At 33.1% G+C, this 14169-nt stretch carries 12 protein-coding genes and 4 pseudogenes; 5 read left to right on the top strand and 11 right to left on the bottom strand.

Translation table 11 applies throughout. The features are described 5' to 3' along the window. Nucleotides 1-16: 16 nt before the first annotated feature. The 10 genes and pseudogenes from HMPREF3046_RS09110 to HMPREF3046_RS09070 form a co-directional block, all read right to left on the bottom strand. Nucleotides 17-490, bottom strand: coding sequence for a thioesterase family protein (locus HMPREF3046_RS09110; protein ID WP_070718912.1), 474 nt, complete (start codon nt 488-490; stop codon nt 17-19). Nucleotides 491-494: 4 nt separating this feature from the next. After that, on the bottom strand, nt 495-1460 hold the full coding sequence (locus HMPREF3046_RS09105) for a 3-hydroxyacyl-CoA dehydrogenase NAD-binding domain-containing protein (RefSeq protein ID WP_017175643.1): 966 nt from the start codon (nt 1458-1460) through the stop codon (nt 495-497). Further along, nucleotides 1460-2344 (bottom strand): beta-keto acid cleavage family enzyme, encoded by an 885-nt coding sequence (locus HMPREF3046_RS09100; RefSeq protein ID WP_017175642.1) that lies wholly within the window; start codon nt 2342-2344, stop codon nt 1460-1462. Before HMPREF3046_RS09100 ends, HMPREF3046_RS09105 begins: the two co-directional genes overlap by 1 nt. Before the next feature lie 126 nt (nt 2345-2470). Next, nucleotides 2471-3028: a TetR/AcrR family transcriptional regulator gene (locus HMPREF3046_RS09095; protein WP_017175641.1), complete on the bottom strand. Its 558-nt coding sequence runs from the start codon at nt 3026-3028 to the stop codon at nt 2471-2473. Between the two features lie 472 nt (nt 3029-3500). Continuing rightward, nucleotides 3501-3650 (bottom strand): annotated as a pseudogene (locus tag HMPREF3046_RS11255) (GNAT family N-acetyltransferase); the annotation flags it as partial. Between the two features lie 23 nt (nt 3651-3673). Beyond that, nucleotides 3674-4996: an ISL3 family transposase gene (locus HMPREF3046_RS09090; RefSeq protein ID WP_070718908.1), complete on the bottom strand. Its 1323-nt coding sequence runs from the start codon at nt 4994-4996 to the stop codon at nt 3674-3676. Nucleotides 4997-5155: 159 nt separating this feature from the next. After that, nucleotides 5156-6796, bottom strand: a complete 1641-nt coding sequence (gene merA / locus HMPREF3046_RS09085; protein WP_002440486.1) for a mercury(II) reductase — start codon at nt 6794-6796, stop codon at nt 5156-5158. Between the two features lie 28 nt (nt 6797-6824). Continuing rightward, entirely contained in the window at nt 6825-7217 is a 393-nt protein-coding gene (merR, locus tag HMPREF3046_RS09080; protein ID WP_001863748.1) for an Hg(II)-responsive transcriptional regulator, read from the bottom strand. A 189-nt stretch (nt 7218-7406) separates the two neighbouring features. Then, nucleotides 7407-7847, bottom strand: a pseudogene (locus HMPREF3046_RS09075) (GNAT family N-acetyltransferase); the annotation flags it as partial. Nucleotides 7848-7935: 88 nt separating this feature from the next. Continuing rightward, nucleotides 7936-8121, bottom strand: a pseudogene (locus HMPREF3046_RS09070) (RimJ/RimL family protein N-acetyltransferase); the annotation flags it as partial. Between the two features lie 183 nt (nt 8122-8304). Here HMPREF3046_RS09070 and HMPREF3046_RS09065 point away from each other — a divergent pair. Further along, entirely contained in the window at nt 8305-9879 is a 1575-nt protein-coding gene (locus tag HMPREF3046_RS09065; RefSeq protein ID WP_070718905.1) for a BCCT family transporter, read from the top strand. Nucleotides 9880-10107: 228 nt separating this feature from the next. Here the strand turns inward: HMPREF3046_RS09065 and lepB are convergent. Next, nucleotides 10108-10678 (bottom strand): annotated as a pseudogene (lepB, locus tag HMPREF3046_RS09060) (signal peptidase I). Between the two features lie 206 nt (nt 10679-10884). Between lepB and HMPREF3046_RS09055 the strand changes: the two are divergent. From HMPREF3046_RS09055 to HMPREF3046_RS09040, 4 genes are read left to right on the top strand one after another with little or no spacing between them, the layout of a single operon-like run. Further along, nucleotides 10885-11292: a YxeA family protein gene (locus HMPREF3046_RS09055; RefSeq protein ID WP_070718902.1), complete on the top strand. Its 408-nt coding sequence runs from the start codon at nt 10885-10887 to the stop codon at nt 11290-11292. 23 nt (nt 11293-11315) lie between these two features. Next, the gene (locus HMPREF3046_RS09050; protein ID WP_070718899.1) at nt 11316-12074 is read left to right on the top strand and encodes an ABC transporter ATP-binding protein; all 759 of its coding nucleotides are present in this window, start codon (nt 11316-11318) and stop codon (nt 12072-12074) included. Continuing rightward, nucleotides 12064-13944 (top strand): FtsX-like permease family protein, encoded by a 1881-nt coding sequence (locus HMPREF3046_RS09045; protein ID WP_070718895.1) that lies wholly within the window; start codon nt 12064-12066, stop codon nt 13942-13944. Before HMPREF3046_RS09050 ends, HMPREF3046_RS09045 begins: the two co-directional genes overlap by 11 nt. 26 nt (nt 13945-13970) lie before the next feature. After that, entirely contained in the window at nt 13971-14162 is a 192-nt protein-coding gene (locus HMPREF3046_RS09040; RefSeq protein ID WP_070718892.1) for a VraH family peptide resistance protein, read from the top strand. The last annotated feature ends 7 nt before the right edge of the window (nt 14163-14169 follow it).

The raw sequence follows: 14169 nt of genomic DNA, 5'->3' as shown, positions 1-14169 counted from the left end.
ATTATCAATACAAACTTTATTTGTTTCTACTAATTCCGATTTGATGGCCTAATTGTTTAGGCACATTTACATCAGAAGTTTGGTTAAAATACGCTACTATAGATTCTGTAATACTTTTAGGAAATGGAGCCGGTCGATTTGTGACTGTATCTATTCCCATTAGCATAACTTCATATACTGCGCTACATACCATGTCATCATTTAACATTTCCATAAAGATATGAAGTCTCTTACTATCATAATCATATAAACTCACTCTTACTTCAATAGATTCATATTTCTTCATTTCTTTCAAAAATGTTATATGATTTTCTAATGTAAAAATGGTATAGTGTAACGATTGAATTCCTTCTTGATCAAGTCCAATGTATGCTAACCAAGCATCAGTTGCATCACTAAACACACGATTATATTCAGCATCATTCATGTGTCCATTGTAATCAACCCAAGATGATTTTACATTAGTATGATAAACAAACTGAGCTGTCATAGCTTTACACCTTCTGATGTTGCTTAGATTTTTTCATTGATGCTGTATCTTTAGGCCAGTATTCTTCTGCGAGTTGTTTTACTTTAATAAGGAATTCATTACGTTTTCGATCAAGTTCTGACATTGTATATCCTTGTGAAGTCGCTTCACTACCGCGTACCACTTTTTCATAAAGATCCTCTGTCAATTCGGGTGCAACTAACTTAGTCCATGGTTTTTTCAATGCAGGACCAAATTGTTTAAGCATATGTCTCATGCCACCTTCTCCACCTGCAAGATGGAATGTCATAAATGGTCCATATTGAGCATAACGTAAACCAGCTGCATGCGTAAATGCTTTATCTACTTCTTCTGTTGTTGCAATACCATCATTAACAATATGTAATGATTCTCTCCATAATGCTTCCATTAGACGATCTGCAATATGTCCTTCAATTTCATTTCGCACATGAAGCACATCCATACCAATACTCTCATAAACTTCTTCAGCCTTAATAACTGTCTCTTCTGAGGTGTTTTGACCTGGTACAATTTCAACAAGAGGTAAAATATATACTGGGTGAAAAGGATGTGCTACTACTAAACGTTCAGGGTGTTTTAAATTCTTTTGTAACTCAGTTGGCATAATACCAGAGGTACTTGAACCGATAATGGCAGACGGTTTCGCATAAAAATCGATTTCTTTTAAAACAGCATCTTTAATCGATTCTACTTCAGGAACGTTTTCTTGAATAAGATCTGCATCCTTAACTGCCGATTTTAAATCAGTAGTAAAGCTTAAATTATCCAACGATGCTCCCTCAGATAATCCCATTTCTTTAGCATAAGGCCAGTTTTGTTTAACTTGTGTTAGCATTCTTTCATAGGCACCATCACTAGGATCTGTAGCAATAACTTCGTGGCCGTGGGCGAGTATTCTTGTTATCCATCCGCTACCAATCACGCCTGTTCCAACTACTGCAAACTTCATTATTTATCTCCTTTATTATTTTTAAGATTAAATTTTTCTCTTGCTTCTGCAGGTGTTAATGGTATTAAATCATATTCTTTCATTATTTTTTTAGCTTCTTCAACTAATGCCTCATTTGTTGCTTTAACACCTTTTGAAATATACAGGTTATCTTCAAGACCAACACGAATATTTCCACCACGTTTAGCAACTTCTCTAACTGTTGGTAATTGCATTCTACCAATACCAAATGCAGACCATTGCGCACCTTCAGGGATTCTTGAAATAAGATAGTCTAACGTCTGAGCATCATTTTCAGCACCCCAAGGTATACCTAAACAAAACTGGAACATAGGTTGTTCGACTAAACCTTCATCAACAAGTTGCTTTGCAAAACTGACATGACCTGTATCAAAACATTCAAGCTCAGGTTGTACACCTGCATCTTTAATCATTTGTGCTTGTTCTCTCAGCCATGAAGCGGGACTAATATATATCGAATCTCCCATATTAACGCTGCCACAATCAAGCGTACACATTTCTGGTAATGTGTCTCCTACTGGTCTATGACGCTCTTTTGGTGTTTGAATCCAGGTTCCTTCACCGCCTGTTTCTGGGTGTTGTTGACTTGGGATAAAGTCGCCACCGCCACCAGCTGTTACATTAATAATAATATCTTCGTCTGCCTCTCTAATGAGTCTTACGGTTTCACTATATAGTTCTGGATCATGACTCACCCCACCTGTTTTAGGGTCTCTAACATGAATATGTGCTACTGTTGCTCCAGCTTTTGCACACTTAATTGCTGAATCAGCAAGTTCTTGAGGTGTTACTGGAACATTTTCATTTTTGTCAATTGTATCTCCAGCGCCTGTAATTGCTGCAGTTAATACCACTTTTTTCAAGGTAAGCACTCCTTTATATTTTAAATACGTTATAAACTATACCAACTGGTCGGTAAAGTTTCAACCATGACATAAAAAATAAGCTGAAAAGTTTCATTCTCACCTAACAGCTTAAAACCTGAAAATTTATTTTTTTTCTTTATTAATACCTACTTCTACTTTTTCTTTTAACCGATTTATTACTTTTTCACGCATTGCTTCGTCAACTGCACTTATTCCAAAAACTTCTGATAACCATAAACCATCAACGGCTAACCTAATGATTGTTGCATCTACTTCATCTAGACCGTCATTAACAATTTGAGATTGCCAATCTTCATATAAAGATTTTAATGGTAAGAGTAGCGCTTTATTTGAACCTTGTGCAGCAAGCATTGCAGAAGTAATAGGCGCATTTTCAACACGATGTTCTTTCGTTGCTTCAATAAACGCATTTAACCATTGTCCTTGTTTACAATGCGTATTATCAATATGGCTATTTACATTTTCTCGATATAATTCATTAGCATAATTGACAAGCTCTTTTATTAAACCTTCTCTATTTTTAACATGATAAAGCAAACCACCCTTGCTTATACCTGCTTCTTTTGCTACTGCATCTAATGTTAAATAGTCAGTACCTTGTCTATTTACTATATTAGCTGCAGATTCTAAAATATACTGTTTCTTAGACTTCCTTGCCACCAATTCACCTTCTTCCAATTAAAATCAATATTGTTTACATATTACTCTTAAATAGATAGAAATTATTATATTATATAAATTATTTTAAAAAAAGTTTTACGTTCTAATCTCTTTAATTATATTCAAAATGATTATACTTAAAAAATGTATAAAGTTAAGAATAAGATAAAGAGTTCAAAATGCATTCTTCTTTCTATCTCAACTATGTATATAACCTAATTTATATTGAATGTAAACCTCCTTTATGAAAGTCTTAGTTCTAGGACTTAAATCAAATTGAACTTAAATTTTTAACCTTTTGTATTGATTGTATAAGAGTAGAAGCGAAAAACTTAATATAAGTGTATTTTTTCATTTTAATTATTGATTACCTTTGTATTAAAATATAAGAAACGCTCATTTAAAACGCTTTCTGTCAAGTAGATAATTAAATAATTAAAAGCTATTATTAATTTTAAATAATTTCTCATCTTTAAATTTGACTTTCATATTCTTTTCTCAACAAGCTATACACATAACTATCTGAGAATTCCCCTTGTAAACGTTCATCACTTCTCAATATACCCTCTTGTGTGAATCCAAGTCTTATTGGTATAGCTCGGCTTTTCTTATTTTGGGTATTCGGATTTTATGGTGGAAAAGGGCTTATAAATCACCCTTCTCCAAATTCTTAATAAGTGTGGAAAAATCGACACCAAAGTTGTCTGTAATGTCGTGATCATTCACTTCATACCAATTGAAAGTATCGTATAACATAGCTTTATTGAAAGCACTTGAATTAAATCGTGGCTTACGTTTTTTATGGAGCTTCTCATTGAAAAGGATTTTGGCTCGTAAGGCATCAAACGAGTAACCTCTACCCATTCGCTCTACCTGCCTAATAATGCTGTTAATTGACTCCGTATAAGCATTAGTGAGCCTTTTATCAAAGTAGTTGAATATTTCGACATGCCAGTTGTCTACGGCTCTCACGAGGTCTTTATATGCGTCTTTAGAGTTGCTGGACATACAACGGTGTCTCCATTGACTATAACGAAGATGACCTTCATCTGGATCAGGAGTATCCCATATCCAGTAAAACTCTTCTTTGAGTTCATAGGCTTCTTTTAAAGCAGGAAGATTACCTAACCAAGTATCTAAGAGGAATGATTCACGTTCATTTAGATCGTGTTTACGCTTTAGAAGGATAAACCTTTCACGCATAAGGGTACGTCTTTCTTTTTGGCTCATATGGGCTTTCAAAGACTTTCTGACGTTATCTAAGGCTTGATTAGCCATTCTAACTACATGAAACTTATCTACGACAACTTTAGCGTGTGGAAGGATAGTGTTCACTGCGTCTTTGTAAGGCTTCCACATATCCATTGTGACGTACTCAATGTAAGTCCTGTCACTGATTTCTGAAAGACGTTGGATGAATGTTTCCTTGTTACAGTTAGGCTTGATGTCATAAATAGTCCTGCGTTCAATATTAGTCAATACAAGCCGAGGTCTACGGATAATATGTATCTCGTCTATCCCAAGCCACTTAGGAGTTTCAAACTGGTATTCACGTTCTTTGAGTGCCACATAGTCCTTAAAAACGTTCCTAATGGTTTTCTCGTCAACACCAACGCTTTCTGCGACTTCTACAAAGGTCTTAGACATGGATTGCTCTTGAATGGACTTTAAAAGCCTTTTGGTCATACTACGCTTTTCATCTACAGATATTAGGCGTTCCCAGAAGGTAGATCCGCATTCACGACACTTGTATCGTCTACGGTTCAATTGTAAGCCCACTCGCTTTAAACGAATGGGCAAATCCATAATTAGTTGATTTCTTGAACTGTGTTTGTGCAACTTGTCAAAACCACATTCAGGACAACGTTCAGGTGGTCCGACTGCTTCAACTTTAAACATCATATCGGTTTCATTTTCTTGTGGCGGTTCTATTGTTTTAATGTCTGGTAGGGATAATAAGTCTGACATATTATTCATCCTTTATTACTCTGCGGTGTTAAGGTATCAATTATAGATTTGATGTCGAAATCATCAGTGTTAAATTATTTTTGTGACCACAAATGCACTTAGAAAATCCCTTAAAGCATTAGCTGGTTCACTTGAATAGGGAGTTGTAAAAAAGTTCCCTTAGCCTGCACAACAAGATAATTTCGAAATATCTTTATCGAACGTAAGTGCAGCTAATTTTAGCCCTTCAGCCATTGTTAAATATGGTGCTAGGGTTTCTGTTAAATCTTCTATCGTTAAGCCAAATTTAACAGCTAATGATGCTGCATAGATGACATCTCCTGCATTCTCAGATACAATATGAACCCCTAATACTTTTAGTGTTTCTGCATCTGCTACTAGTTTAAATACACCGGTTGTTTCACGGTTTACAATTGCTCTTGGAACAGCATCTAAAGGTAATACAGATGTCTTCACATCATACCCTTTCTCTTTTGCTTGTTCTTCTGTTAAACCAACCGTTGCAACCGTCGGATTCGTAAACGTAACAGCAGGAACTACCGATAAATCTATTTTTTTGTTTAATCCACCAATAGCATTATCAGTAATAATTCCACCTTCATAGGCTGCTACATATACAAATTGTGGTCCTAAAGTCACATCTCCTGCTGCATAAATCTTTTCATTACTTGTTTGACCAAAATCATTGATCAGGATTTCATTATTTTTTCCAGTTTCAACACCTGCTGCACTTAAATTTAAAGAATCCGTATTTGGTTTTCTTCCAGTGGCAACAAGTAACTGATCTGATTCAATGACTTCTCTACTGCCATTTACTGTTACGTAAACCCTTTTTATCTCTCCACTTTGTTCAACACGCTCAAAAGTTGCCCCTTTGACAAGGTTTATACCCTGTTCAATTAACGCTTTTTCAACTGACTCTGAAATCTCAGGATCATACTCCTTTAAAAGTCGCTCACTTCTTTGCATAAGCGTTATTTCTGAACCTAAATGATGAAATAGTTGTCCAAGCTCCATTCCAATGTATCCTGAACCAATTACAGTTAATCGTTTTGGTATTTTCTTTAACTCAAGAAGTGTTGTACTAGTTAAATAGTCCATTTTTTCAAGTCCTGAAATTTGGGGCAACGAAGGCGATGCACCTGTTGCAATTAAAAAGCGTTTTGCAGATAACTTTGCCCCATTGACCTCAACCGTACTAGCATCAACGAATTTTGCTTCACCTTTAATTAAATCAAAATTGTATTCATCAATTAAATCCATATATTTTTGATTCCGAAGTTCGCTCACCAATTTATCCTTTTGCGTGATTAAACTAGCTAAATCCACTTCTCCAGCGGATGTTTGTAAACCTATAAACGGATTGTCTTTTGATAAATGATTGATTTCCCCTGCCCTAAGAAGAGTTTTTGACGGAACACAGCCAATATTCACACAGGTTCCCCCAACCGTTCCACGCTCAATCATTCCAACTTTTGCACCATATTCTATAGCTTTAATTGCCGAAGAAAAGGCAGCAGCACCAGAACCAATAATAAGAAGGTCATAATTGTCTTCATTAATTAACGCCACGTTTTCTAGTGATGATACTTCTTCAATTTCTCCGGCTTGGTAATTTGCTTCATCAATCGCCTTTATTGCACTTTCAACCTCAATATCATCGGGCAGTTCAAATACTGCTTCACCACGACGATAACTAGACTCAATATTTTTAGCACCTATCTTTTCAAGTGCTGATTCTACGTGTTTTTCACAACCCGTACAAGTCATTCCTGAAATGTTTACCTTAAATTTATTCATAAAAAAGCTCCTTTCGTTAATTAATCTCTCATGTTAATGTTTCTATTATTGGACACGAATGTAATTGCTTTTCATCTGGACATCGTTGTTTTAAGTCGTCTAACATAGTTTCAATTCGTTTTAAATCCTCTATTTGTTTTTGCACTTCCTTTTGTTTTTTAGAAACAAATTCGAACATATCTTGACAACGAACTTCATCTTTATCTACAACACCAAGTAATTTATAAATCTCGCTTAAAGAAAAACCAAGTTCCTGTATTCGTTTAATAAACCCAACACGCTTAACGTCATCATACGAATATATCCGATAACCAGCTTCCGTTCGGTGAGGTTCTTGTAATAAATTTTTTCGCTCGTAATATCTGATCGTTTCTTTATTAACTCCACATTTATCTGCAAACTCACTAATGCGATAAATCATCTTATTTCACCCCATGAATATTATAAACCGTGTACCATAGTACACGGTCAAGTAAATTGGACTATTTTATTTTTTTCCCAAAGTATCACTCGTATGTGATTGATACTTTTATATAATACTATTGATTATCCTAACATCCCGCCAGAAAATCCGATTTAAACACCAGTTGTTTTTAAACTATTAAGAAAGTAATTCCACTATATATTCCGAAGACCCCTTATTTTTAATAGACATTTGTATTTCGATTCGATTAATATCATATTCTTCATATACATATTGAATAAGTGCTTTAGTGCATCTAGTCATGATGCCTTTCTTCTGGAAATCTTCAGTTAAATAATAACTAATTGAGGTACGTTTATTAACTAAGTCTAAATAATGTAATCCAATAACACCAATCAGTTTTTTATCACTCCATATTCCACAATGAAACCCATTACCATCGATAAATTGTTGTAAAGCTGAGTGGATAAAGTGTTGACTATCTTCTACCCTCTTTGTATGTTCAACAAAAGGTAAAAATTCCGCTAGATATTTGCGGTTACTATCTACTAATTTAAATAACTGCCCTGCTTCTCGTTCTTCTAATATCTTTAATTTAATATCTTTATCTATTTGATAACCAAAGATCATAACTATCTCACCCGCTTATATAATTATTAATGAACCTTAAAGAAAAAAACCGCTACTAAAGAGGATATGGAAATCCATCTCCACGCGCAAATTGTTGTAAAGCCGACTGAATAAATATTTTACTGTCTTCAACTTTATTTGTATGTTCAACAAAAGGTAAAAATTCCGCTAGATATTTACGGTTATTATCAACTAATTTAAATAATTGTTCCGCTTCTCGTTCTTCTAATATTTTTAATTTTAACCGTTCATTAATTTGATATCCAAACATTATTAAAACCTCTCATATTTTTCAAAATATTCAATAAATTATAAATATAGTAACATAATTATATACATTAAAAACATAAACTTATTAAATATTTGTAAAATTTTAAAATCAATCATTATTCTCTAACTATATATGTTAATCTTTTATACATCTGTTTTATTAAATTTGAAAGGAGTTAAATACATGGAAAACAAATCTAAACAGTTTTCAAATGTGTTTATTTTTGCTTCAGTTATTGTAGGGTTACTGGTAATTATTGGAGCCATCTTCCCTAATCAATTTGGTTCAATTTCTGGAGCAATCGGAAGTTTTATTACAGAAACGTTTGGTTGGTACTATATGCTACTTATTAGCATTATTCTGATATTTTGTATCACACTTACTTTTCATCCAATTGGAAAGCTTAAGTTAGGAAAACCTGATGATAAACCAGAATTTAATACCATTTCATGGCTAACAATGCTATTTAGTGCAGGTATGGGTATTGGACTTGTATTCTATGGATCTTCTGAGCCCATTTCACATTATCTATCGCCGCCAACAGCGAATAAAGAAACAGAAGCTGCTCTAGCTGAAGCCATGCGTTCAAGTTTCTTACATTATGGACTACATCCTTGGGCAGTTTACGGTATGGTTGCATTGGCTCTTGCATATACACAGTTTAGAAAAAATGACTTAGGACTCATTTCTCGTACATTACGTCCTATTTTCGGAAATAAAGTAGAAGGTCCATTAGGTACTGTTATAGATGTTCTAGCCGTGTTTGCTACTATTATTGGGGTTGCAGTGTCACTTGGTGTTGGCGCCATGCAAATTAATGGTGGTTTAAATTATTTATTTGGAGTGCCAAACAATAAACTTATTCAAGGTGTTATTATTCTTATTGTTACAGTTTTATTCTTAATTAGTGCTTGGAGTGGCTTAAGCAAAGGTATTCAGTATTTAAGTAATTTAAATATGCTTTTAGCTGCGATGTTACTTATTATTATTCTAATTGTAGGTCCTACAATTAGAATTATGAATATGTTTACATCCTCAATTGGGGAATATTTGAATACCCTTATTTTTAATAGCTTTGATGTTGCTCCACTTAACTCACAAAAACATGAATGGTTACAGTCATGGACGATTTATTATTGGGGTTGGTGGATGAGTTGGTCACCATTTGTAGGTATCTTCATTGCACGTATTTCAAAAGGCCGTTCGATTCGTGAATTCGTTATAGCAGTATTAGGTGTTCCTACAATTATTAGTATGCTATGGTTTACAGCCTTTGGTATTACTGGTATTGAAATTGGTAATCAATCTAGACACATTTTTAGTATGCCACCTGAAACACAGTTATTTGGTATTTTCAATGAGATGCCTATGGGTACAATTTTGTCATTTATTGCTATTATCTTAGTAGGCTCATTCTTTATTACATCCGCAGACTCAGCAACATTTGTATTAGGTATGCAAACATCATTTGGTCGTTTAAATCCATCCGGTTTTGTTAAAATTGTCTGGGGCGTGATGTTATCAGCAATTGCCTATGTACTTTTATTATCTGGTGGATCGACAGGTCTAGATGCTCTGCAATCTGCTGCTATTATTTCAGCATTACCATTTAGTTTTGTTGTTATTTTAATGATGATTTCATTTTTCAAAGATGCAAATCAAGAAAGAAAATTCTTAGGTTTAACCTTACAACCTGATCATCAACGTAAAAAGGACTATATTAAAAATAACACAACTCAACAATCTAAAATCAAATAGGACAGAATCTGAGACATCATTAAATGTCTCAGTTTTTTTATTGATAGTCGATGATTGAATTGAACATGCATTATCGCAAACTTTTTTCAACCTTAGTCCTCTTTTTTGGGGACGACACATTCAAAATAAATTCTATCTACTCTTGTAGTTTGTATAGGATATCTCCTAAAACTCTACTATAAAATAAAAGGTCACAACGAATTAAAAATGTTCGTTGTGACTTTATTTTTAAAATGTTCCTGGATTGAAGTTAGTCTTCCATTCATTAAATGGCCAATATCTCCAAACGACTTTACCTACAAGTTGTTTTTTATCTACTAGACCTACAACATCAAATCGGCTATCTATACTATTTTGTCTATTATCTCCTAAAACTAAATATTTGTCTTTAGGAAGTTTCATTTCACCGTTTGAACCTTTAATTTGACTTGATTTAAATGAGCCTGTTAAATATTGACCTTGTTTATGTTTCTTATTGTAATCTAAATACGGTTCAGACACTTTTTTATTATTTACATATAATTGGTCCCTTATATTCTACTGTATCCCCTGGTGTGCCAATCACACGTTTAATAAAATCACGTTTTGAATCTTCATGAAATACAACGACATCACCATTATCAATGTGATTCATAGATTTAGAAATTTTACTTATAATCACTTTATTGCGATCTTGAAACGTTGGATACATCGAAGACCCAGATACTGTATAGGATTCGCCAATAAATTTTGTGACTACAATAACAACCAGTAGGCCCACTACAATGGATATAACCCACTCCACGATTTCTCTTTTCACATTTCATCCCGCCTATCATCTTTTCTTATTCTCAATTACTTCTACTCTATCATACATACTTTTCAAACACGTTTCATTCTTCTTACGACTGATTTTTATTTGAATCTTTCACATTCGTAAGATACCCCTCTTACTTTGTAAGGTTAGATAAAGGCACCGCTTCATTCATCCTTTTAAAATAAGAAGTGTAATAGAGATAAGGAGTGATGAGATTGAAATTATTATTACGAATTATATTAACTATTTTTGTCATTATTGTAGTCATTATAGGTGGTTTATTTGGATTAAACGCATATTCAGACCAACATCCTAACAATCGTTCTATCAATGATTGGAATAAATTAAATCCCTTAGCGCCAACGCATGAGTATTATGTTAAGACTCAAAAACCATCAAAAGTGGAAGTCATTGATAAGGAAAAAGACTTCTATATCTACCATTACAATCAAACAGGTTACACCAAAGATGGTAAAGCTAAAAACATTGATTATACAGCGTCTAAAAAATTAAAACAACATCATTACTTAGTTGTAAGCGAAAAATCTCACACCATTACATCATATACAGAAGTAAAACAATCAGACATTCCAACTAAAGCGAAAGAAAAATTATAAAACTTACAAGGAGTATGATCATCATGCCTATTTTAAACGTTAATCATGTATCAAAAATTTATGGAACGAAACAAAAATTTAAAGCACTACACGATATTAACTTTTCAGTCGATAAAGGAGAATTCGTTGCCATTATGGGACCATCTGGTTCAGGTAAGACAACCCTTCTTAATGTTATCAGTTCGATTGATAGCATTTCAGACGGTACTGTAGACATCAGTGGCAATGAGATAAACCAGTTGTCTAATAAAAAATTAGCACAATTTCGTAAGAAAGAACTTGGTTTTATTTTCCAAGATTATAGCGTTTTACCTACCTTAACAGTTAAAGAAAATATTATGTTGCCCTTATCTGTCCAAAAAATGAAAAAAGATGAAATGGAAAAAAACTATCAAGACGTCACAGAGGCACTTGGTATTTATGATTTAAGTGATAAATATCCTAGTGAAATTTCTGGAGGTCAACAACAACGTACAGCTGCTGCACGTGCTTTTGTACATCGACCATCCATCATTTTTGCAGATGAACCCACAGGTGCACTGGATTCAAAAAGTGCACAAGATTTACTTCATCGCTTAGAAGATATGAACAAACAATTTAATAGTACGATTATTATGGTTACTCATGATCCTTCAGCAGCAAGTTTTGCACAACGCGTCATTATGTTAAAAGATGGCGATATTCATTCAGACATTTATCAACAAAGTAAAACAAAATCTGCATTTTATAATGAAATCATTCAATTACAATCAGCCCTAGGCGGTGTGGCAAATGACGTTTAATCAAATTACATTAAAGAATTTAAAAAGTAATATCAAACATTATGTATTATATCTTTTTTCATTAATCTTAAGTATCATCTTATATTTTAGTTTTGTTACATTACAATACACACATAGCTTAAATAATGGTTCATCAAAAATAATCAATCAAGGTGCAAAAGTTGGTTCAGTTTTTTTATTCATTACGATTATCATTTTCTTAATGTATGCGAACCATCTATTTATTAAACGTCGTACACACGAATTTGCATTATTCGAACTCATTGGACTAACACGTGGTAATATTCTTAGAATGCTTGCTATCGAACAAATCACTTTATTTATTAGTACAGGCATTATTGGCGTCATCATTGGTATTTTGGGTTCAAAATTATTGCTTTCAATATTAATAAAACTGATGCATTTACACATTCATGCATCTATAGGATTTGAAGTAGCTGCTTTAATTCAAACAATGATCATGCTAATGCTAGCGTTTATTTTAATTATGTTAGAAGATGCGATCTTTTTAAAACGAAGAACCATACTTTCTATGATGAAAGACAGTATGAAAACAGAAGCAGTAAAAGCGAAAATCACCACGCCAGAAGGTATTGCGGGTATTCTTGGACTCATAATGATGATGTTAGGTTATTATATGTCTACAGAAATGTTTGGTAAATTTCAAGAATTAACGATGGCCTTATTAACACCGTTTATTATTTTATTCTTAACTGTAGCAGGCGCATATTTGTTTTTCAGAAGTTCAGTTTCAATTATTTTTAAATCTTTAAAAAAATCAAAACATGGTCGTGTATCTATCACTGATGTCGTCTTTACATCTTCGATTATGTATAGAATGAAGAAAAATGCGATGTCTTTAACTATTATTACAGTTATTTCAGCAGTTACAGTAACAATATTGTGTTTCGGAGCAATTAGTAAAGCAAATGCTGACTTTAATATTCAATCATCGTCACCTCAAGACATTAACTTTACTAAAGTAAAGACGGCCCAACAATTTGAACATCAACTTAACCAACACGGTATACCCTATACAAAAAAAACATATGAAAATGCCAATACCCATATTATTGAAAATGATGTCATTAAAAGTAAAACGGGTAATGCAATGCAAAATGAAAGTATATCGATTATGGCTGATCATCATATCCAAGGTGATCACGCTACAATTACAAATTTACAAGGTCCACTTTCAATGATGTTTAATGTTCAAATCCATAAAAATTTAAAATTAAAAGGGCAACAAGTAAAGACATTTTATGTAGATAAAAAAGATTTAAATGAAATCATTCCAATGGATGTTTCACTGGGTGGACCAGTACTTAAAATCAGCGCAGACAACTATAATGCTTTAAAAATAAAAAATCAGCTTACACATCATTATGGTTTTAATATTAAGCATCATAGCGATCTTTCAAAAGCTGAAACATTAGCTAAAAATGAAAATAAAAATGTAGTTTTAAAAAGTGAAAACAAAAAAGAAATTGATGAAAGTAATGGCATTCTTATATTTGTCACTTCTTTCTTAGGTCTTGCATTTTTAGTAGCAGCTGGTTGCATTATTTATATTAAACAAATGGATGAAACTGAAGATGAAATAAATAATTATCGTATTCTACGACGTATTGGTTTTACAAATACAGATATGATAAAAGGACTAGCCTTAAAAATTATATTCAATTTCGGTTTACCGTTAGTAGTCTCTTTACTCCATGCCTTTTTTGCAGCAAACGCATTTATGATCTTAATAGGCAATTATACATTGACACCTATCTTCATTGTCATGGTTATCTATTCACTCGTATATCTGATATTTGCAGTTATTTCGTTTATTCATTCAGAACGCATCATTAAAGACGCCATTTAAATAATAAATTGAAAGGATATATTAAAATGACTATTAAAGAAATGATTCAACACGCATATGGAGACTTAGTAAGTTTAAAAGTAAATTGGTTTAATGGTATCATGTTAGCTCTGATAGTATTAGTTGCTAGTAGCATTACAACGCCATTTATTGGTGTGCCGGTAGGCTTACTTGGCGGTGGCTATATTTTGAAAAGATACGAAGAAAACAAACATTAGAATAAAA

The organism is Staphylococcus sp. HMSC070D05 (genome assembly GCF_001815595.1).
In the GTDB taxonomy this organism is placed as follows: Bacteria; Bacillota; Bacilli; order Staphylococcales; family Staphylococcaceae; genus Staphylococcus; species Staphylococcus hominis.
The sequence above is the reverse complement of the archived record's forward strand: the minus strand, read 5'-3'. Positions and strand labels throughout refer to the sequence as shown.